Raw genomic sequence first — 19,489 nt, 5'->3', positions numbered from 1 at the left:
TTCAGAAGGCCCATCCAGATGATCAGCGGCACCACCAAACTCATTGCGCATTTGGGTTATCCGACGGAGACCTTCAAAGCGCCCCTCATCTACAATCCCTATTTCGAGAAGAACGACATAGACGCCGTCGTCGTGCCGATGGGCTGCAAGGCGGAGGATTTTCCGGCGTTCCTCAAGCTCGTCTTCAGGCTTTCCAACATTCACGGCGCTCTGATCACCATGCCGCACAAGATTTCTGTCATGGCGCTGCTGGATAAGATGTCGAAGAACGCACAGGTCGCAGGCGCCTGCAACGCGGTTCGGCTAGGCCCCGACGGGTCGCTGATCGGCGACATGTTCGACGGTGAGGGTTTCGTACGCGGCATGCTGCGCCAAGGACGGGAAATACGCGGTCGGCGGGCGCTTCTCGTCGGCGCCGGTGGCGTCGGCTCAGCGATCGCTGCGTCGCTTGCCCGGGCGGATGTCGCCGATTTGGCTCTCTATGATGCCCATGCACCCATGGCGAAGGAACTTGCCGCCCGATTACGCCAGCATTATCCAGCGCTCCGCGTCACAGTCGGCTCCGCCGATCCGGACGGCTACGATATCGTCGTCAATGCCACCCCGCTTGGCATGAAGGAAAACGACCCTCTGCCGGTGGATGTCTCGCGCATTTCCCCCTCGGCCTTTGTCGGGGAAGTCGTGCTGAAGCAGGAGATCACGCCGTTTCTCGCCGCGGTGCGGGAGCGTGGCTGCCCGTTCCAGGTGGGTGTCGACATGCTGTTCGAGCAGATTCCGGCTTATCTGGAGTTTTTCGACTTTCCGACCACCACCGCCCAGGAACTGCGCGCCGTCGCAAAGATCTGAGGCGGCTTTTGCCGGCCTCACCATAAGGCGCGTCGAGTACCCCGGGGGAGGGCGCGACCGTGAATCGCAGAGGAGTGATAGCCGTGATACAAAAGGTCGTCCTGATGGGCGCAGGTTTGATCGGAAGGGAGCACGCTGCTCTTTTACGCGCAAATCCGCGGGCGCAACTGGTCGGCATCGCCGACGTGTCCGAGGCGGGCAAATCCTTTGCGGATGGCCTCGGCATCCCGCATTTCACCGACGTCGGCGAAATGCTCGACGCAATAAAGCCGGATGGCGCGATCATCGCCTTGCCGAACGTGCTGCATGTGGATGCGGCAGTCGCCTGCATCGAGCGAGGCATTCCGTCCCTGGTGGAAAAGCCGATCGCCGATACGCTGGAAGCCGCCATGCGGCTGGTGGAAGCCACCGAGCGAACCAGGGTTCCTGTCCTGATCGGCCATCAGCGCCGCCACAGCCCAGATATCAGCAAGGCGAAACGGATGGTGGGCGAGGGAGCGCTCGGCCGGCTGGTGGCCGTCAACGGCATGTGGATGGCGGATAAGCCTGAATCCTATTTCGATGTCGAATGGCGCCGCCAGGCGGGTGGCGGTCCGCTGCTCATCAACCTGATCCACGACATCGATTGCCTGCGCTTCATCTGCGGCGATATCGACAACGTCATGGCCTTCACCTCCAATGCGATCCGCAATTTCGAGGTTGAGGACACGGCAAGCGTCAGCCTGCAGTTTGCAAGCGGCACTCTCGGAACGCTCTTGATGAGCGATGCTGCTGTGTCGCCTTTCAATTGGGACACGGCCGCGGGCCAAGCATTGTATTTCCCGCATCAGCCGGGAAACTCCTATTTCCTGGCGGGCACGAAGGCAGCGCTCGCCTTGCCGGGAATGGATCTGTGGCGGCATGAACCGGAAACCGGCAACTGGCAGGATCCGCTTGTTCGGCAGCATGTCTCACTCGACGGCAGCAAGGCCTATGAAAACCAGCTTAACCATTTCCTCGACGTAACCGCCGGAAAGGCAAAGCCGCTGATTTCCGCGCGCGACGGCATGGTGACGCTTGCGACCGTGCTCGCGATCGCCAGGGCCGGCCAGGAAAAACGACCGGTCGCCGTTTCCGAGATGCTCAGTTGACCCATTCGCGAGATCGGTGAACGGCATGCCCCCCTTCGCGCCAGCTCTTCACAGCACCTGTAAGACAGCGGTGATCGCTTATACGCCTGAATCAGGAATCCATGTTTTCCCCGATCCCTCCGCCGTCTGCCCGGCGCGACCGAATGCAAGGATTGACAGCCTTCCCCCATTTCGACCGACACAATAATGCTTTCGCGTGCTTGAACTAACCAAATAGTTCGTTAATAATTTGGACAGGGAGGAGAGGTGTCAAGCTTCTCAAAGTTCGTTCAACGCAGCCGGATCAATACAGTTCTGGTTTGATAATCCATGCCTTGGGACACGACTTGAAGGTAACCTCGGGCTCGCCGAGCCTCAAACCGACGCCAACGTCTGTTCCTTGCCCTGTTAGACGATGAGCCATCAGGCCGGATTGGAGGCGGCTTTCAAGAACTTGTTGGTGCCGATACCTCCAATACAGCAGCCAAAGGTTTAGATGCTTGCTAGCGAGAGAGAAAAGGGAGAGAGTTTATGTGCCCACCAGGATGCCTTCATTCTATGTGCCGGACGGCCACACGCCGCGGGCTTTTGAAATCGGGATTCACCTTTGGTCTGGGAGCTGCAACAGCCGTAGCCTCCAACCCACCTGTTGCCATCGCTGCGACGTCGGCCAAAATAGCGTTTAGCGAGACAATCGATCTCTCCCACGCCCTTTATGAAGGGTTCCCGACATTTAGCGGAGACAAGTGGTTCACGGTCGAGCATCTCGCCACTTTCGCTAAGGATAAGGTCAACCTGAACCGCTGGACAATCGTCGAGCATAGCGGCACCCATGTCGATGCTCCGATACATTTTTCCGCAGACGGAATGACCGCGGATATGATCCCGATCTCCGACATGATAGTACCGCTTGTGGTCATCGACATACGAGCCCGGGCCGCCGATAATCCGGACACCTCGTTGACTCCTGACGACATTACAAGGTGGGAGGCTAAGAACGGTGTTCTCCCTGAAGGATGTTGCGTCGTGATGAATTCCGGCTGGCATAAACTGCTCGGAAATCCGAAGTTTACCGGTAACGATGACCAGAAGCGCAACCACACACCGGGATTCCATGCCGAAGCCGCCCATTTCTTGATCACCGAGAGAAAGGTGAAAGGAATTGGCGTCGATACTTTGTCACTCGACACAGGACTCAATTCCGGAGGCGCGTTCCCTGTGCATTACGAATGGCTCGGTAGCGGTCGTTGGGGAGTTGAGTGCTTAGCCAATCTTGATGCCATTCCCGAAGTGGGAGCTCATCTTCTTCTCGGAACGCCGAAAGTCAGAGGCGCAACTGGAGGGCCGACCCGAGCCATCGCGCTCATCTAAGATGAGGAATGATTTTTCCTTAGGAGAAATATTGGAAGGCTCAACTGTTGTATCCGTGTCCCGGTAGCATTTGCGGCTTTGAACATTGCCCGAATGAACAAGGTTGGCGCAGGATCGTCAAGAAGGTCACTAGCGCCGCATGCCGGGATTTTTGCGGCGTCGTGCGGTCTTCCCATCAAGAGCAATAGCCTTCCGCGGTTGTTCCTTGGGCCGCAGGAGGCTAAGCGAACTAAGCTTTCCTGAAAGGCCCGCCAGAGATTTTCATAAATTACGCCCTCATCGAGCCCGCCTTCTCGGGCACTGGTATACCGATCGCGTTCGGCAATACCGGCGGTCTTTGCTCGTTGCCAAAGGAAGCCGCTGCGATTGCCTGATACTGGCGGTAATCGGCCGCCTCAACTGCTTCGATATGTGACTTGCAAATTGCTAGTGACTTGTGCGACGAAGTCTGTATCGAATGGAGATGCCGATGAAACGCACAGGCCCAGCTGATACGGGTTGCCCGATACTTCGCAGCCTGAAATACGCTGGTGAACCCTGGACCATCCTGATAATTCGTGACGCTTTGGCCGGAGCTACCCGGTTTGACGAATTTCAAAAGAACCTGAACATTGCTCCGAACATCCTAACGGCACGATTGAAGGCGTTGGTCGATGGCGGGCTGATGGAACGCCGTCGCTACTCCGAGCGACCGCCACGAGACGAGTATCATCTGACGGAGCGTGGCAGTGACTTCAGACAGGTCGTTCAAGCCATGCTCGCTTGGGGCAATCGGCATCTTGCCCCCGAAGGACCTAGCGTTTTGATCGTCAATACCGAAACTGGTGAGCCTGCCGATCCGATCATGGTGGATGGCAATACGGGCCGCCCGTTGAGCGACCCGATATTCGCCCATGCTTCCGGGCCTGCGGCCAGCGACCGCATTCGCCGCCGCTATCCCTTGATCGCGGATTTTCCGCAGAAGGACAACGAGATCCAATGACCCCTGCGATCCCCGTCGATACTGCGGTTCCGTTTGTCAATCCACGCATCCGGCGCATGCTGACCGATCCCATCCTGCCGATGCTGGTGCGTCTGGCTTGGCCAAACGTGCTGATCATGCTCGCTCAGGCCTCGACAGGCCTCATCGAGACATGGTGGGTCGCGCATCTCGGGACGGACGCGCTCGCCGGAATGGCACTTGTGTTTCCAGCGGTCATGCTCATGCAGATGATGGCTGGGGGTGCCTTCGGAGGAGGTATCTCCTCCGCCATCTCCCGAGCACTCGGGGGAGGCCGAAACGCGGATGCCGACCAGCTTGCAACCCACGCCGTCATCCTTAACGTGGTTTTGGGATTGTTCTTCACTGCGGTTATGTTGCTCTTCGGACGTCCGATCTATCAGGCTCTCGGCGGCGAGGGTGCCGAGCTTGAAGCCGCTCTCGTTTATTCCAATGTTGTCTTCAGCGGAATGATCTTCGTCTGGTTGATGAATGGCCTTGCCAGTATCGTGCGCGGCACCGGGAATATGCTTTTCCCGGCTGTCGTGACCTGCCTCGGCGCAGTGCTGCTGGTTCCCGTGTCGCCGTTGCTGATTTTTGGCTTCGGGCCAATTCCCGCCATGGGAATTGCGGGCGGAGGACTGGCGCTGCTGCTCTACAGCTTGGGTGGAACTGTCGTTCTCGGGTGGTACATTCTTTCAGGAAGGAATGCAGTTCGTTTCGGGCGCGGACCTCTGCGCTGGTTGGGTTTCCGCGATATCGCCAAACTTGGCGCGATATCATCCATCAATTCGATCCTCACCAACGTTACGATCGGCATCGCCACGGCTCTCGTTGCTGCCAAATCGGGGGTAGGGGCAGTGGCCGGGTTTGGCACGGCCGCAAGGCTCGAATATCTGCTGATCCCGGTGATTTTCGGGATAGGCGCGCCGATGGTCGCGTTGGTGGGAACCAACATAGGTGCCGGCCAGAAGGATCGAGCCATCCGGATTGCCTTCACGGGTGCGGCTCTATCGTTCGTGATCACCGAGATCATTGGCATCACAGCTGCAGTCTTTCCGGTTGAATGGATGTCCCTGTTCAGCGAGGAGCATGGCGCGATCGATGCTGGCGTCGCCTACCTTCGGATCGTCGGCCCCGTCTACGGCTTCTTCGGACTGGGCCTGTCCCTTTACTTCGCGTCGCAAGGGGCAGGCAAACTGCTCTGGCCACTTGCCTGCGGCTTCCTTCGCCTTGCGATAGCCGCGCTTGGTGGCTGGCTGGCGCTGACGATATCCGGGACCCTTCACGGCCTTTACTTTGCCATGGCCGCCGCTCTGGTGGTCTACTCAACCGTTCTGGCTTTGGCGATACGGTCTGGAGTGTGGTTTCGGAACGAACCGCAATGATCTTTCTTTGATCATGCTGCGCTCGCACATTACCAAGCCGACCTCATGGGGGAAGACGGTCGTTGCCGTTCCACCCGCGACGTTGCTTGCAGTCGCAACTCCTGTTGCAATCGTTGCTACAATTCTCATTGCCGCCATCTACGGCTACCGTCTTGAAATTGATGCGATCGGGCAGAGGTTAGATAAGAGCCCAGCCCCTTTGGCATTGGAGGCTGCGAGACGATGAAAATCTCGCAGCCGCTATATATGTGAGCCCTGTAAAAATTGGGGGAAGCCCCGCCAACGTGAATGATAAGCTGCGGGTCGGCATTATCCGTGATTGCGAGCTCCAGAACGCTGCAGTCGTCGTACTCTCCATTCGCTCTGACTTCCCGGCCATTGATCACGGCAAGCGGCTCGTGTGCTGAAAGTTCGGCCCAAAAGCCATCTGTGGAGATTAAATAGACGCTAGGTAAGCTGTCCGTTTCGAGGATTTCAGGTGTCAACTCGCTTCGAAGGTTCGATCCTCATCAAGGCGTAGGCTGCCCGGTCTGGCCCACAGAGCAATAGCTCCAGCGCCCCTAAACCCGGTCCGTCAGCGGCGGCATCGGCTTATTCCGCCACGAGCACGACGATACCGCGCTTTTCGAACTCGCGCGCATGGCGGTCGGATATGCCGCTGTCGGTGATGAGTGAGTGTACGACGTCCAGTGATCCGAGGCGGGTGAAGGACGATTTGCCGATTTTGGTTGAATCGGCCACTAGATAGACATGGGCGGCTGCCTTGATCATTGCTTCTTTGAGCTGAAGATCCGCAAAGCTTGGGTAGGTGAGGCCGGCTTCTAGATCGACGCCCGCAGTCGCCAGGAAAAGCTTAGCGGCGAAGATGTTGCTGAAATATTCGACCGACTTGTCGCCGGAAATGGACAGTGTCGGCGACTTGAATTGGCCGCCAGGCAGGTGGACGGCAAAGGTCGGCACCGAACCCAGGTGAATCGCAATGTTGAGCGCGTTGGTTATGAGCGTCAGGTGGCGCCGCGAGACGAGCCTCAGGGCAATCTCGGTGGTCGTTGTGCCCGCATCAAGGATCAGCGTCTCGCCATCGACGACAAGACTTGCGGCCAAGGCGCCGATCCGGCGCTTCTTGTCCATGTTTTCTTGGTGGTGCAGCATCAGGGGGCTCGCCTGCGCCGGCGGTGATTGGTTCAGATAGGCGCCCCCATGCTCGCGTGTGATGGCTCCCTCGCTTTCGAGCCTTTCCAGATCCTGCCGAATGGTGGCGTCAGAAACCTTGAAGGCTTCGGCCAGTTCTCGCACCCGCGCCGAGCCCTCTTCCTGTATCCACTCAAGGATGCGCCTGCGGCGGGGCTCCGACAGCAAACCTACAATCTGATCGCTCGCCGCATTCTCGGACTTAGCGTCCATTAGTAATCCTACCTAAACCTAAACATTCGCGACCAATCGAATGATTTAATTCTACCTGAGCCGGATTCAACGGCAATAGCTGATGCCGAGCGGGTTAGGAAGTCTGTTGGTGAAGGATAACGCGCGCCTGGATCTTTTGCTGGAACTGGTCGATGACGACTGCCGCAATGATTACCATCCCTTTGATGACGGTCTGCCAAAAAGCCGAAACGCCCATCATGATCAAGCCGTCGGCCAGGATGCCGATCACGAACGCGCCGATCAAGGTTCCGCCGATGCGGCCACGTCCGCCCGACATCGAGGTGCCGCCGAGTACGGCTGCGGCAATTGCATTCAGCTCGAATGTCTCACCCGTTGCAGGATGGCTTGCTTGCAGCTGCGATGCGATGATCAGGCCGACGAGTGCTGCGCAAAGACCAGAGAACATATAGACGAAGATTTTCACGCGACCGACATTGACGCCGGAGAGGGCTGCCCCCCGCTCGTTGCCGCCGACGGCGTAGATGTGCCGGCCAAGCGGCGTGCGTGTTGCGATATAGGCCGCGATAACAGCAACCGCCGCCAATATCCAGATGGCCACCGGAATACCAAGCAGGCTGCCGACGCCGATCCATGGGAAGCTCGCCGAGCCGTATTCCGGGTTGCCGTTGAGGTTCGGAAAGGTCCGGCCATCGGAAAACAGCAACGCGGCGCCGCGGGCGACATAGAGCGTGCCAAGGGTGGCAATGAATGGCGCGACATTGAGCTTGGTGATCAGTAGCCCGTTCAGGACGCCGATCAGGGCGCCGACCACCAGAACGATGAGGCAGATCTCGATCGTATTGAACTGGATGCTCCAACCGATACCGAGATCGATGCCGTAGAGGACCAGATAGCCGGCGACCATGGCGCAGAGACCCACGATTGAGCCGACTGACAGATCAATGCCCCCGGCGATGATGACGAAGGTCATGCCGATGGCGAGAAATGCGTTCAGTGCAACGTGCTTGGATATGATCAGCACGTTCGCAGCCGACAGAAAGTTCGGCGCCATGACAGCAAAGAAGAGGAACACCAGGAAAAGCGCCAGCAGCGTGCGCATCTTCAAAAGGAGAAGGAGAGTGGACGATCTGCCGGACGCCGGAGCTTTTGTGTTCGTGGTGATGCTGCTCATGATACGGCAACCTTACGCTGGTTGGGAGTGGCGGCGGATATGACATCTGCCGGGTCGGCGCCTGAAGGGAAGCTGCCCGTCAGCCGACCACTGGCCATGACGAGAACCCGGTCCGAAAGAGCGAGCACTTCCTCGAGATCGGAAGTGACGAAAAGAATGCCGAGGCCATCGGCCGCCAGGCGGCGCATGGTGCGAAAGATCTCTGCCTTGGCTCCGATATCTATCCCTCGTGAAGGCTCGTCCATCAGCAGGATCTTGGGTCGCGTCATCAGCGCCTTGCCGATCACCACCTTTTGCTGGTTTCCGCCGGAAAGGCTCGAAACAGGATGCTCCATATCCGAGATTTTGATGGCCAATCGCTTGACGAACTCGCCCGCCTTGCCGGCCTCGTCAGCCAGGCTCAGATAGATGCCGCGCGTGAAATCACGCAGCGATGACAATGTGAGATTTTCGCGGATCGCCATGATCTGCACCAGACCATCGCGCTTGCGATCCTCCGGAATGAGCGCTAGGCCGCGGCGGATCCGGCCCGAGACGTTCCGCTCCCTGACCGGCTTTCCCTCGATAAAAAGCTCACCGGTCGATTGCGGGTGCTGGGCCATGATGCACTCGAGGAGCTCGGAGCGGCCAGCGCCCATCAGGCCGTAAAGGCCAACGATTTCACCGGCGCGGACAGAGAGGGAAACATGGTTGACGGCAAGAGCCCCGGCCGGCCCCTGCAGGCATATATCTTCGACCCGGAACACTTCGTCCCCAAGCGGATGGTCCACCGCCCGCGGAAAGTCCTTCGATACGCTGCCGATCATGTTGCTGACGATCCAGGCAATATCGACGCCCTTCATCGGCCGTGCCCCAGTGATGACGCCATCTCTGAGGACGGTGATGTAATCGCCGATCCGAATGAGTTCTTCCAGCCGGTGCGAGATATAAACGATGCCGACCCCCTGTCCCTTCAGATCTTCGATGACCCGGAACAGCACGTCGACTTCTGCAGCTGAAAGAGCCGATGTTGGTTCGTCTAGGATCAGAATATTGGCATTGCCCGCCAGAGCCTTTGCGATCTCGACGATCTGCTGTTGCCCGATGCGCAGGTTGCCGAGAGGGGTTTCGGGATCGATGTTCTGCTCCAGCCGCTTCATCAGGACGCGTGCGGCGTCCGTCTGGGCGGCTCGGTCGATGTGGATGCCCGCCTTGGTCTTCTCGTGGCCTATGAAAATGTTTTCGGTGACCGTCAGATTGGGAAACAGATTGAGTTCCTGAAACACGATGCCGATACCGTGGTGGACCGCATCCGCCTTGTCGGAGAATACGACCTGCTCTCCATTCATTTCGATGATGCCGCCGTTGAGCTTCTCCACCCCCGCTATGACCTTCATGAGGGTGGATTTTCCGGCGCCGTTCTCGCCGACGAGAACGTTGACCGCGCCCATGCGCAGATCGAAATCGACATTCTTCAGGGCCTGCGTGCCGGGATAGAATTTCGAGCCGTTGCGGATACTGAGGCCGACCGGGTGATTGACGTTCCCTGCGTCGCCGCTCATGGTGCGACCTCTACGACCACCGGGACGATCAGTGGTTTTTCGCCCGCCGAACGAAGAGAGGTGGCGCCGATGAAGGAAACGGTCTTGCCTTGAAGGCTGCCCGCAGCCGGCAAGGCAGAGACGGCCTTGTCGTTGAGGGCACGGCCAAGCTTGGCAAACTCGATCTGATCGCGGAATTTGGAAAAGTCGTAAACGCTCGGCGCGACGTCGCGCAGGGCAGTCCCCTTCACGACCGTGCCAAGCTGAAGCGTCGCATCCGGCTGGCCGTCGCCGTCGATATCGACCGTGGCGGTGCCGGCCTTTGACTGGCGGTTTTCCTCTAGAACCTTTCCCGTCGCCTTGACCGGGAAATTCCACGAACCGCCGGCGCCGCCGGCACGCACTCCGAAGGTTTGGCCGGCGTCGTCGATATTCTTGCTCGGCTGCGCCTTAAGAACCATGAGGTCTACCGCTTTGCTGCGCAACAGCGGAACAAGCTTTGCATCATAGGTTTCTTGCAGCAGCGATACGATCCGGGCATCGTCGCCTGCTTCGCCCGCCGCCGTCTGCCCCTCGGCGCTGCCGGTCTTTACCAGCTTGCAGCTGGATAGACTTACCAATGCCGTCATGCTGACGGCCATCAACAGCTTCATTCTCATGATGCGCACCGAACACTTGAAAGGAAGAGAGGCCAGGGCGGTCGCGCCCGGGCCGCAGCATGTCGTGCTTACTTCAGAGCGAAGGTCTCTAGCTTTGCAGCGTTGTCCGCATTGATCAACACGCAGTCCATCAGCTGCTTCTCGTCTGCTCCCGTCTTGCCGCTTTTTATGAACTTGTCGGCCTGCGTAACGGCGAGCTGCGCCTGATCGTAAGCAGGCTGCAGAACAGTCGCTTTGATGCCACCCTTCTTGATTGAGTCCCGCACGTCGTTGGACCCGTCGAAACCGACGACGATTACGTCCTTGCGTCCTGCAGCGTCGAGGGCGGCGTAGGCACCCATGGCCATAGTGTCATTACCAGAAATGACGCCCTTGATATCGGGGTGAGCCTGCAATATCGATTCCATGACGTTGAAGGCTTCGGTCTGCGACCAGTTTGCGGTCTGCCGAGCAACCATTTTCAAGTCCGTGTACTGGTCGATCACGTCGTGATAGCCCTTGGAACGGATGCCGGCATTGGTGTCGGACTCCTTGCCGACGAGCTCGGCAAAATTGCCCTTTTCGCCCATCAGTTTGACGAATTCATCCGCGCCCAGCTGGGCACCTTGATAGTTGTTCGAAACGATCTGCGACACGGCAACGCCGGCCGTTGTGATCTCGCGGTCGATCAAGAATGAGGGTATACCCTTGTCCTTGGCCTTCTTGACGGCTGCGACCGATGCGTCTGCGCCGGCATTGTCGAGGATAATAGCCTTGACGCCGGCGGCGATGGCGGAATCGAAAAGCTCGTTCTGCTTGTTGGCATCGTCGTTATGCACGAGCACCATGGCACTGTAGCCCAGTTCCTTTGCTTTCGCGGCTGCGCCATCGGCTTCTGCCTTGAAGAACGGGTTGTCGTGGCTGGGCGTAATGATCGCGATGGTGTCCGCAGCAAGAGCTGCGCCCGACATGGTGCCGACAATGCCGATCGCCACAGCGGACATGAACAGGCGTTTTGTAAGCTTCATGATATTCCTCCCTTTGATGAAGCCACCCTCCCGTGGCCAGCTCGAAGCCTATCGATTGCTTTCGTTTACTGTCAATATGTTTTTAAACGCAGTTGCGGGCGAGGGAAGAACAGCGCGAAGTTCAGGCTGCCTCAGCTGAAGAAACCCGGCAGAGCTGCTATTACTCTAAACGGCCATCGAATTTCTGCTTGAACGGCGCCATGTTCTGTGGTGCATATCATGCCAAACGGATGTATTCGAAAGCATTCGAAAGGAGTACGTCGGCACCCGATGCGTTGATCCACCTGGGAGGAGTGGAGTTACCGTTCGTTTGGCGGACATCTCGGGGCGCATCGCCGCCAGCTCGGCGCATGGTCGAGCGCAATTCCCGACCGCGGTTACACCCCATTAAATGAGCAGAACAAGCAGACGGAGGAACCCATGACTGCACAACGTTTCGGCGCCGGGATCTGGCACTTCGCGACCTATCTCGACCGTTATGCCACCGATGGCTACGGCGTCCCGCGCACCATTTTAGAAGCCATAGACCTGGCCGGTCAGGTCAGGGATCTATCGGTAGTCGACATGAACTACCCGTTTTTCGGCGGGGAATTTTCCAATGCGCAGGTCAAGGAGGCGCTTGATCGCAACCGGCTCGGCGTCATCGGCATCACGCCGGAGATCTACACGCGCGAGTTCGTCAAGGGGTCCTTTACCAACCCTGACGCTGGCATCCGCCGCAAAACTCATGAGCTGGTAACGGAAGCCTGTGACCAGGTGCGCTATTTCGGTGCCGATTATGTCAAGCTGTGGCCTGGCCAGGACGGCTGGGACTATCCGTTCCAGGTCGACTACGGCACGCTCTGGAAGCATTCGCTGGATGGCGTTGGGCAGCTTGCGAGCGATAATCCGGATCTCAAGTTCGTGATCGAGTACAAGCCCCGTGAGCCACGGGTGCGCATGAGCTTCGGATCTGTGGCGCGTACCCTGCTCGGCATCGAGAAGATCGGCCTGCCGAACGTCGGCATCCTGCTTGACTTCGGCCACGCGATCATGGGCGGCGAATCCGCGGCCGACAGCGCTCAACTGGCAATCGACTATGGCCGTCTGTTCGGGATGGATGTCAACGACAACTATCGTTCATGGGACGACGATCTGGTCGCCGGCAGCCTGCACCCGATCGAGCTTTTCGAGTTCTTCTACGTGCTCAGGAAGAACAATTGGGAAGGCGTCTGGCAGCTCGACCAGTTCCCCTTCCGCGAAGACAGCGTCGCCACGGCCAATCACGCAATCGACTTCCTGAAGGCTGCCGGGAAGGGGCTGGATGCCCTCGACGTCGATGCTTTGAAGGAAGCACAAAGCCGGCACGATGCGATCGGTGCTCTGAAGATCGCTCAGAAGGCGTTGTTCGGTGCTATGTAGGGTCGACCGTTGGCAGGTCGATTATTGAAGATCTCTGCAGCCGGGCATGAGGAAGCGGCAACGCTTCGTCGTGCCCGAACGGGAGTGGCGTTCGATATGCTCTCCGCACCGTGCTTCCCCTGCTCGTGGCTTGCCAGAAGGGAGAAGATTTGGTCTGTCTAGAGGTCAATCAATCTCTGCGCCGTGAACTTGTCGGTCACCAGCATGTCTATGACCCCGACGCGTAGCGCGCCGGCGATCGCCGCTGTCTTCTTAGCGCCTCCGGCAAGGGCGATCACTCGCTCCACCCGTGCAAGGTCTTCCAGCGGAAGACCGAGAACCCGCTCGTCCAAAGGGGTCTTCACACCTTTGCCATTCTTGTCGAAAAAACGCAGCGAGATATCGCCGACCGCTCCCGCCTCGGCGAGGTCCGCCAGCTCCCGCGACGAAAATATGTTGCCCGATCGCGCCAGCAGTTCCGACGGTTCAACAGCACCGATACCAACGATGGCAAGCGTAATGCTGCCGAACAGATCCATCGTCTCGCGCACGAAAGGGTCCGCCTGCATGAGGAGTTTCGCCTCGCGCGACGTTGTCACGCCTTGGACGGGCAGGAGTTTCGGTTCCGCACCGGTCAGCCGTGCAAGACGCGTCGTGAGCTGTGTCGCATGGGTCTGCACGGAGGGATCACCCATGCCGCCCAGGGTCTGCACCACGTATTTTGCTTGAGCGCTCTTCTGGGGATGAATGTTTTCGACCATCTTGAAGATCGTCTGGCTCCAGCTCGACACGCCGATGATCTCACCCGGTGCGAGCGTCACCTCCAGGAGATGAGCCGCCGCTTCTCCGATGCGCACCATGATGGCGCCGTCCCGGTCCTCCGTGCATTCCACGACAATCGCTTCAGGCAGCTCGTATTTGGCACGCAGCGCGGCCTCGAGCTCGTTATAGGTACCCGCAGGGGGGATGACCGTGGTCCGCACGATGTCCTCGGCCTCGGCGCGCTTCAGCATGCGCGAAACCGTCGCCTGGGACAGGCGCAAATGCTGCGCGATCTCCGCCTGCCGCCGTCCCTCAATGTGATACATTTGGGCTACGCGCGAAATCAGGCGAAGTTCGTTGAGTCTGGCCATCGTCCATCCCGATATGAATTTTATTCACGTGTATCCGGTGGCGAACGCCACGTCGAGCGGTTGAGGGCGTCATTCCAGGTATCGAGCAGAGACCTACGTTCAAGAGGTCGGGGATTGATGACCTGCGCGCTGCGGGGAAGTGCTACGATCTGGTCGAAGTCCCGCCACATGCCCAGAGAAAGGCCTGCCAGATAGGCGGCACCCAGAGCAGAGGCTTCCGGGGCATCGCGTTGAATGACCGCGTGTTCGATGAGATCCGCTACGCCTTGCATCAGGAAGCGGTTCTGACTGGGTCCCCCATCGACATAAAGAGCGCCGAGTTCGCCGCCGCTCTGCGCCTTCATGGCTGCGATGACATCGTGGACCTGGAATGCAATGGAGTCGGTCACGGCCCGCGCCATCTGGGCACGAGTCGTGCTGAAGCCAATTTGAGAGAAAAGGGCGCGCGCGTCAGAGTTCCAGTAGGGTGCGCCCAGCCCGACAAAGGCCGGTACGAAGCCGGGCCCGCCAGGCTCCGCAGTTTCCGCAAGATCGATCAGCGCGGCAACATCCGCGAGGCCGAGAATGCCAGCCATCCATGGCAGGCTGGCAGCGGAAACAAGAATATTGCCTTCGAAGGCGAAAGTCGGAGTGCCGCCGATGCGCCAGGCGACGGTGGTCGTTATGCCGTTGCGAGGGGCAATGAAGACCGGCAAAGTTGTCATCACCGAGGATCCGGTTCCAAACGTTACTTTACCATCGCCCGGCTTGAAGGCTCCGTGACCGAAGAGGGCGGCGTGGCTGTCCCCTATGGCGGCTCTGATCGGCGTGCCGTCCGCCACGCCGGGCAGCCCGCGGGTGGTGCCGAAGTCGTCGGAACTATCCAGAACTTTCGGAAGCAGGGAAGTATCGACGCCAAAGATTTCGCCGAGCTCGTCGCTCCAGACCTGAGCCCGGAGATCAAAGAGCTGGCTTCTGGCTGCGTTCGAAGCATCGCAGACGTGCTGCCGGCCGGCCGTCAGGCAGTGCACGAGCCAACTGTCGATCGTGCCGAGGCGGACGGGGCGGCCAGCCGGGATCCGGTCCAGCAGCCATCGGAACTTTGACCCTGGAAACATCGGGTCAAGCGGAAGGCCCGTCAGCGCTTGGATGCGATCGAGGTGTCCGTCTGCCATCAGCCGCTCGCAGTCGGATGCCGTTCGCCGGCACTGCCAACTGATTACAGGCCCCAGAGGCTCGCCTGTCTCGGCGTCCCATGCGGTCACCGACTCGCGCTGATTGGAAATCGCGACCGCTTCGACGACGACCCCGGAAACGGTCTTCAGGCATGCTTCCACCGCTTCGCAGACGGAAGCGTAAAGGCGGCGCGGATCCTGCTCGACCCAACCGGGTTTCGGATAGGAAATCCCGACCGAGGCAGAGCCCCTGGCAAGTATCTCCCCCTGTTCACACACCAGAACTGCTTTCGAGTTGGTGGTTCCCTGGTCGATCGCCAGAATGGCCTTCATATTGATCCTCCCAAATCATGATGGCCCGGGCGGTGGTATGTCCCGGGTTATTCGTGCATGTCAGGCCTTCTTGCGCCTGATGAGTTCCTGCGCGGCATCGGCGATCGCCGACGGCGCCATGCCGAACTCGTCGAGAAGGAACTCGGCGGAACCGGTCGGAGCGAAGATCCCCGGAACCCCAAGCCTCCTCATCGGCACGGGTGAGTGATCGACAACGACCTCTGCGACCGCAGAGCCGAGTCCGCCGAACACGGAGTGCTCCTCCGCCGTCACGATCGCTCCCGTTTCATTGGCGGCAGCGATGATGGCTTCCTCGTCGATGGGGCGAACGGTTGCGAGATTGAGGACCCTTGCATTGATTCCACGCTCGGCGAGGATTGATGCAGCCTTCATCATGCGATGGGTCAATGTGCCGTTAGCGATCAGCGTGACATCCGAACCCTCTCGAAGAAGATTGGCCTTCCCGAGTACAAATTTGTGTCCTTCGGGAAGAAGGTCCGGCACGCCGACGCGGGAGAGGCGCAGAAAGCACGGACCGCTATAGCTTGCCGCCCATTCGACCGCGGCCGCCGTCTCGATCCGGTCGCAAGGGGCAATCACCGGCAGGTTGGGCAGGACACGGGTCCAGGCAAAGTCCTCGATCGAGTGATGGGTCGGCCCGAGCTCGCCATAGGCCATGCCGGAGGAGATCCCGACGAGCTTCACATTGGCATTCGAATAGCAGATATCGGCTTTGATCTGCTCGAGCGATCTTCCCGTCAGAAACGGCGCGGCGCCACACACGTATGGAAGACGACCGCCGTTTGCTAATCCAGCGCCGACGCCGACCATATTCTGTTCTGCGATGCCGACATTGACCAGCCGGTCTGGAAACTTCGTCTTGAAGCCGCCGAGCTTCGAGGAGCCGACCGAGTCGTTGCAGACGGCGACGATGGTGTCATCCTCGGTTGCCAGCCGTTCCAGCGTGGCTGCAAAGGCATCCCGGCAATCGTAGAGCTTGGGTGAGTTTACGGGCGCGTTCATTGGAGAGCCTCCGACAGTTCTGCCACTGCAATTTCGTACTGTTCCTTGTTGGGAACCTTGTGATGCCAATCGACGGTATCCTGCATGAAAGAGATGCCGTGACCCTTGTTCGTGTGGGCAACGATGCAGTGTGGCCGATCGCCGCGATGCTCAAGCGCGGGGACAACCTCGTGCATGTTGTTGCCGTCGATCTCGGTCACGTCCCATGCAAAAGCTTCAAGCTTCGGCCGCAAAGGGGCGAGGTCATTGGTCTCGGAGAGAGAGGCACCCTGCTGGAAACGGTTGTGGTCGATGATCAGCGTCAGGTTGTCGAGTTTGAACTGCGCCGCAGCCATGATGGCTTCCCAGTTCGACCCTTCCTGCATCTCGCCATCGCCGGTGACCACATAGGTGTGGTATCCGGCGCCGGACAGCTTCGCCGCCTTTGCCATTCCAACTGCAACGGGCAATCCATGGCCGAGAGGTCCTGTATTGGTCTCGACACCCGGAACCTTGTTGCAGTTCGGATGACCGTTCAGCCGTGAATGCGGCTTCAGGAAAGTCGAAATTTCTTCTTCCGGAATGAAGCCGCGCTTCGCCAACGTGACATAGAGTGCGCAGGCGGTATGGCCCTTCGAGAGCACGAACCGGTCGCGCTCCGGGTTCTTCGGCTGGTCCGGCCACAGGCGCAGAACGCGGAAGTAGAGCGCCGTCAGCACGTCGATGACCGACATCTCCCCGCCGATATGGCCGGCCCCTGCTTCATAGACGGCCCGAAGATCGCGCAGGCGGATCTGGCGAGCCATTCGCTCGAGTTCGCTAATCTCCATAGTCCACTCCTGAATAAATATGCATAGACCGATATTTTTGCAGAGACTGCCGATTAGTCAAGTGAAAGTTATACCGCATATACCAGTGGGGCAGCCAAGTGGGTATTGACACAGCAGCGCCGAATTGTTAATGAATTTTCCGGCAGACGTGAATAATTATGCGTAATTGACTGGTTATAACCGGACTTGCTTCAAGGGAGGAGTGATGGTGGCGCTCGATATTAATGAACAGAGCCGTCCGTCAGGGACATGGCTCAAGAAGCTCACGGGCGCTACGGGGCCGCTGGTTGGCCTGCTCGCCCTTTGCCTGTTTTTGAGCATCAGCACGGACGCATTCCTTTCGCTTCGCAACGGCCTCAACATCCTCGACCAGATCACCGTGCTTGGGATTATGGCGGTCGGAATGACCTTCGTTATTCTCATCGGTGGCATAGACCTGTCGGTCGGATCGGTTCTTGCGCTGTCGATGATGGTCATGGGTTGGACCGCTAATATTGCTGGAATGCCAATGCCGCTTGCGATCGTCTTCGCGCTGGCAGCCTCCGCAGTCAGTGGCCTTCTCGTCGGGCTCTTGGTGACGCTGTTCCGGGTGCCTGCATTTATCGCCACTCTCGCGATGATGTCCGCGGCGCGCGGTGTGGCCAATATGATTACGGATGGACAGCAGATCGTCGGCTTTCCAGACTGGTTTACGATGTTGGCGATCGACCGCCATTTCGGAGTTCTGACCGCGACGGTCTTCCTGATGCTCGCAGTGCTTCTGGCGGCATGGATCTTCCTGCATTTCCGCGCCGAAGGCCGCATGCTCTACGCTGTCGGCGGAAATCCGGAGGTCGCCCGTCTGGCAGGCATCAATACGCAGATCGTCACCATCGGCGTCTACGTCGTCAGCGCAGTCCTGGCAGGTCTAGCCGGCATTGTCCTTGCTGCTCGACTAGACTCCGTCCAGCCCTCCAGCGGCTTCGGCTACGAGCTCGATACGATCGCTGCGGTCGTCATTGGAGGTACTTCTCTCTCGGGCGGCTCGGGCGGTATCGGCGGAACTCTCATTGGGGTTTTGATCATTGGCGTCTTGCGCAACGGGCTCAACCTGCTGAACGTGTCGCCGTTTCTTCAGCAGGTCATCATCGGCGTCGTCATCGTGCTTGCAGTTGGAGCGGAGACCATCCGTCGCCGGCGGGCCTGACAATCGCCCAGCAATTCCCTCCGAAGAGTTCGGGGCGGATCAATAGCCCGCGGGTGGAGGATTTATCCTGCGGGTTTCAGTTAACAACACGGAGGAAATAGAATGAACATCGCTCGCACTATGCTTGCCTCGGCCGCAATTCTCGGCCTCTCTCTCGGTTCGGTCCAGGCCGCCGAGCTCAAGAAGCTCGGCTTGGCCGTCGCCAACCTTCAGGCAAACTTCTTCAACCAGATCAAGCAGTCCGTGGAAGCCGAGGCTAAGAAACGGGGTATCGAAGTCGTGACGGTCGACGCCAAGGGCGACGGCCCGACGCAAGTGAATCAGATTCAGGACCTTCTCACCCAGAACATCGGTGCCCTTATCTACATCCCGGCCGGCGCTGCAGCCGCTACGGTGCCGGTCAAGCTTGCCAAGAGCGCCGGCGTTCCCGTTGTCAACGTCGACCGCAATGCGGAAGGCGCACCTGGCGATACCTTCCTCGCCACCGATTCCGTCACCTCGGCCAAGAACGTTTGCGACTACATTCTGAAGCAGGCCGGCGGCAAGGGCAAGATGGTGATCATTCACGGCCAGAAGGGGACGACCCCGGAAGTAGACCGCTCCAAGGGTTGCGCCGAGAGCCTCAAGGCCAATCCGGACGTCAAGGTTGTTGCCGAACAGTATTCCAACATCTGGGGCCAGGACGAAGGTTTCCAGATCATGCAGAACATGCTGCAGGCCAACCCGGATGTTTCGATCGTATTTGCCCAGGCGGACGCCCTGGCGCTCGGCGCCGCCCAGGCAATCAAAGTCGGCAACCCTTCGCAGAAGATCATTCTCGGCGGCTTTGATGGCGATACCGCAGCGCTTGAAGCGCTCGGCAAGGGCGTCTTCGACGTCACGGCCACGCAGCAGACCCAGAAGATGGGCCGTGATGCTGTCGCCAACGCCATCAAGCTGGCCGCCGGTGAAAAAGTGCCGCCGGTTCAACTGATGGACGCCACGTTGACGACCAAGGATAACGTCGCCGGCTTCATCGCCAACCACCCGTAATCC

At 59.0% G+C, this 19,489-nt stretch carries 17 protein-coding genes; 8 read left to right on the top strand and 9 right to left on the bottom strand.

The window, feature by feature from the left end:
- Nucleotides 1–18 precede the first annotated feature (18 nt).
- From EPK99_RS02345 to EPK99_RS02325, 5 genes are all read left to right on the top strand, one after another.
- Complete coding sequence (locus EPK99_RS02345) at nucleotides 19–846, top strand: shikimate dehydrogenase family protein (protein WP_128441015.1); 828 nt, start codon at nucleotides 19–21, stop codon at nucleotides 844–846.
- An 83-nt stretch (nucleotides 847–929) separates the two neighbouring features.
- Nucleotides 930–1,976, top strand: a complete 1,047-nt coding sequence (locus EPK99_RS02340) for a Gfo/Idh/MocA family protein (RefSeq protein WP_205909036.1) — start codon at nucleotides 930–932, stop codon at nucleotides 1,974–1,976.
- 537 nt (nucleotides 1,977–2,513) lie between these two features.
- Nucleotides 2,514–3,326 (top strand): cyclase family protein, encoded by an 813-nt coding sequence (locus tag EPK99_RS02335; RefSeq protein WP_205909035.1) that lies wholly within the window; start codon nucleotides 2,514–2,516, stop codon nucleotides 3,324–3,326.
- 469 nt (nucleotides 3,327–3,795) lie between these two features.
- Nucleotides 3,796–4,308, top strand: coding sequence for a winged helix-turn-helix transcriptional regulator (locus tag EPK99_RS02330; protein ID WP_128441013.1), 513 nt, complete (start codon nucleotides 3,796–3,798; stop codon nucleotides 4,306–4,308).
- The gene (locus EPK99_RS02325; RefSeq protein ID WP_128441012.1) at nucleotides 4,305–5,693 is read left to right on the top strand and encodes an MATE family efflux transporter; all 1,389 of its coding nucleotides are present in this window, start codon (nucleotides 4,305–4,307) and stop codon (nucleotides 5,691–5,693) included. The genes EPK99_RS02330 and EPK99_RS02325 overlap by 4 nt, the downstream gene beginning before the upstream one ends.
- Before the next feature lie 591 nt (nucleotides 5,694–6,284).
- Here EPK99_RS02325 and EPK99_RS02320 read toward each other — a convergent pair.
- The 5 genes from EPK99_RS02320 to EPK99_RS02300 form a co-directional block, all read right to left on the bottom strand.
- Nucleotides 6,285–7,097, bottom strand: a complete 813-nt coding sequence (locus EPK99_RS02320) for a DeoR/GlpR family DNA-binding transcription regulator (protein ID WP_205909034.1) — start codon at nucleotides 7,095–7,097, stop codon at nucleotides 6,285–6,287.
- A gap of 94 nt (nucleotides 7,098–7,191) precedes the next feature.
- Nucleotides 7,192–8,250, bottom strand: a complete 1,059-nt coding sequence (locus tag EPK99_RS02315) for an ABC transporter permease (protein WP_128441011.1) — start codon at nucleotides 8,248–8,250, stop codon at nucleotides 7,192–7,194.
- Nucleotides 8,247–9,791, bottom strand: a complete 1,545-nt coding sequence (locus EPK99_RS02310; protein ID WP_128441010.1) for a sugar ABC transporter ATP-binding protein — start codon at nucleotides 9,789–9,791, stop codon at nucleotides 8,247–8,249. The genes EPK99_RS02315 and EPK99_RS02310 overlap by 4 nt, the downstream gene beginning before the upstream one ends.
- Entirely contained in the window at nucleotides 9,788–10,429 is a 642-nt protein-coding gene (locus tag EPK99_RS02305) for a DUF2291 family protein (protein WP_128441009.1), read from the bottom strand. Before EPK99_RS02305 ends, EPK99_RS02310 begins: the two co-directional genes overlap by 4 nt.
- Nucleotides 10,430–10,497: 68 nt before the next feature.
- Nucleotides 10,498–11,436, bottom strand: a complete 939-nt coding sequence (locus EPK99_RS02300) for a D-ribose ABC transporter substrate-binding protein (RefSeq protein WP_128441008.1) — start codon at nucleotides 11,434–11,436, stop codon at nucleotides 10,498–10,500.
- A 420-nt stretch (nucleotides 11,437–11,856) separates the two neighbouring features.
- Here EPK99_RS02300 and EPK99_RS02295 point away from each other — a divergent pair, with 420 nt between their 5' ends.
- Complete coding sequence (locus tag EPK99_RS02295; RefSeq protein ID WP_128441007.1) at nucleotides 11,857–12,837, top strand: sugar phosphate isomerase/epimerase family protein; 981 nt, start codon at nucleotides 11,857–11,859, stop codon at nucleotides 12,835–12,837.
- Between the two features lie 158 nt (nucleotides 12,838–12,995).
- Here the strand turns inward: EPK99_RS02295 and EPK99_RS02290 are convergent, their stop codons facing one another.
- Genes EPK99_RS02290 through EPK99_RS02275 form a run of 4 tightly spaced genes read right to left on the bottom strand, consistent with a single transcriptional unit; the run spans nucleotide 12,996 to nucleotide 17,268 of the window.
- Nucleotides 12,996–13,949, bottom strand: a complete 954-nt coding sequence (locus EPK99_RS02290) for a sugar-binding transcriptional regulator (RefSeq protein WP_128441006.1) — start codon at nucleotides 13,947–13,949, stop codon at nucleotides 12,996–12,998.
- Between the two features lie 20 nt (nucleotides 13,950–13,969).
- A complete protein-coding gene (locus EPK99_RS02285) occupies nucleotides 13,970–15,436 on the bottom strand; it encodes an FGGY family carbohydrate kinase (protein WP_128441005.1) in 1,467 nt (488 codons plus the stop codon).
- 60 nt (nucleotides 15,437–15,496) lie between these two features.
- Complete coding sequence (locus tag EPK99_RS02280) at nucleotides 15,497–16,459, bottom strand: transketolase family protein (protein WP_128441004.1); 963 nt, start codon at nucleotides 16,457–16,459, stop codon at nucleotides 15,497–15,499.
- Nucleotides 16,456–17,268, bottom strand: a complete 813-nt coding sequence (locus EPK99_RS02275) for a transketolase (protein WP_128441003.1) — start codon at nucleotides 17,266–17,268, stop codon at nucleotides 16,456–16,458. Before EPK99_RS02275 ends, EPK99_RS02280 begins: the two co-directional genes overlap by 4 nt.
- Nucleotides 17,269–17,473: 205 nt before the next feature.
- Between EPK99_RS02275 and EPK99_RS02270 the strand changes: the two genes are divergently transcribed.
- Nucleotides 17,474–18,454 (top strand): ABC transporter permease, encoded by a 981-nt coding sequence (locus EPK99_RS02270; RefSeq protein WP_128441002.1) that lies wholly within the window; start codon nucleotides 17,474–17,476, stop codon nucleotides 18,452–18,454.
- 102 nt (nucleotides 18,455–18,556) lie between these two features.
- Nucleotides 18,557–19,486, top strand: a complete 930-nt coding sequence (locus EPK99_RS02265) for a sugar ABC transporter substrate-binding protein (protein WP_128441001.1) — start codon at nucleotides 18,557–18,559, stop codon at nucleotides 19,484–19,486.
- Nucleotides 19,487–19,489 lie beyond the last annotated feature (3 nt).

Source organism: Neorhizobium lilium (genome assembly GCF_004053875.1).
GTDB lineage: Bacteria > Pseudomonadota > Alphaproteobacteria > Rhizobiales > Rhizobiaceae > Neorhizobium > Neorhizobium lilii.
The sequence above is the reverse complement of the archived record's forward strand: the minus strand, read 5'-3'. Positions and strand labels throughout refer to the sequence as shown.

Excerpts from the sequence above, each read along its gene's own strand:
- EPK99_RS02345 (WP_128441015.1), top strand. The coding sequence starts at position 19 with ATGATCAGCGGCACCACCAAACTCATTGCGCATTTGGGTTATCCGACG.
- EPK99_RS02335 (WP_205909035.1), top strand. The coding sequence starts at position 2,514 with ATGTGCCGGACGGCCACACGCCGCGGGCTTTTGAAATCGGGATTCACC.
- EPK99_RS02330 (WP_128441013.1), top strand. The coding sequence starts at position 3,796 with ATGAAACGCACAGGCCCAGCTGATACGGGTTGCCCGATACTTCGCAGC.
- EPK99_RS02325 (WP_128441012.1), top strand. The coding sequence starts at position 4,305 with ATGACCCCTGCGATCCCCGTCGATACTGCGGTTCCGTTTGTCAATCCA.
- EPK99_RS02320 (WP_205909034.1), bottom strand. The coding sequence starts at position 7,097 with ATGGACGCTAAGTCCGAGAATGCGGCGAGCGATCAGATTGTAGGTTTG.
- EPK99_RS02315 (WP_128441011.1), bottom strand. The coding sequence starts at position 8,250 with ATGAGCAGCATCACCACGAACACAAAAGCTCCGGCGTCCGGCAGATCG.
- EPK99_RS02310 (WP_128441010.1), bottom strand. The coding sequence starts at position 9,791 with ATGAGCGGCGACGCAGGGAACGTCAATCACCCGGTCGGCCTCAGTATC.
- EPK99_RS02305 (WP_128441009.1), bottom strand. The coding sequence starts at position 10,429 with ATGAGAATGAAGCTGTTGATGGCCGTCAGCATGACGGCATTGGTAAGT.
- EPK99_RS02300 (WP_128441008.1), bottom strand. The coding sequence starts at position 11,436 with ATGAAGCTTACAAAACGCCTGTTCATGTCCGCTGTGGCGATCGGCATT.
- EPK99_RS02295 (WP_128441007.1), top strand. The coding sequence starts at position 11,857 with ATGACTGCACAACGTTTCGGCGCCGGGATCTGGCACTTCGCGACCTAT.
- EPK99_RS02290 (WP_128441006.1), bottom strand. The coding sequence starts at position 13,949 with ATGGCCAGACTCAACGAACTTCGCCTGATTTCGCGCGTAGCCCAAATG.
- EPK99_RS02285 (WP_128441005.1), bottom strand. The coding sequence starts at position 15,436 with ATGAAGGCCATTCTGGCGATCGACCAGGGAACCACCAACTCGAAAGCA.
- EPK99_RS02280 (WP_128441004.1), bottom strand. The coding sequence starts at position 16,459 with ATGAACGCGCCCGTAAACTCACCCAAGCTCTACGATTGCCGGGATGCC.
- EPK99_RS02275 (WP_128441003.1), bottom strand. The coding sequence starts at position 17,268 with ATGGAGATTAGCGAACTCGAGCGAATGGCTCGCCAGATCCGCCTGCGC.
- EPK99_RS02270 (WP_128441002.1), top strand. The coding sequence starts at position 17,474 with ATGGTGGCGCTCGATATTAATGAACAGAGCCGTCCGTCAGGGACATGG.
- EPK99_RS02265 (WP_128441001.1), top strand. The coding sequence starts at position 18,557 with ATGAACATCGCTCGCACTATGCTTGCCTCGGCCGCAATTCTCGGCCTC.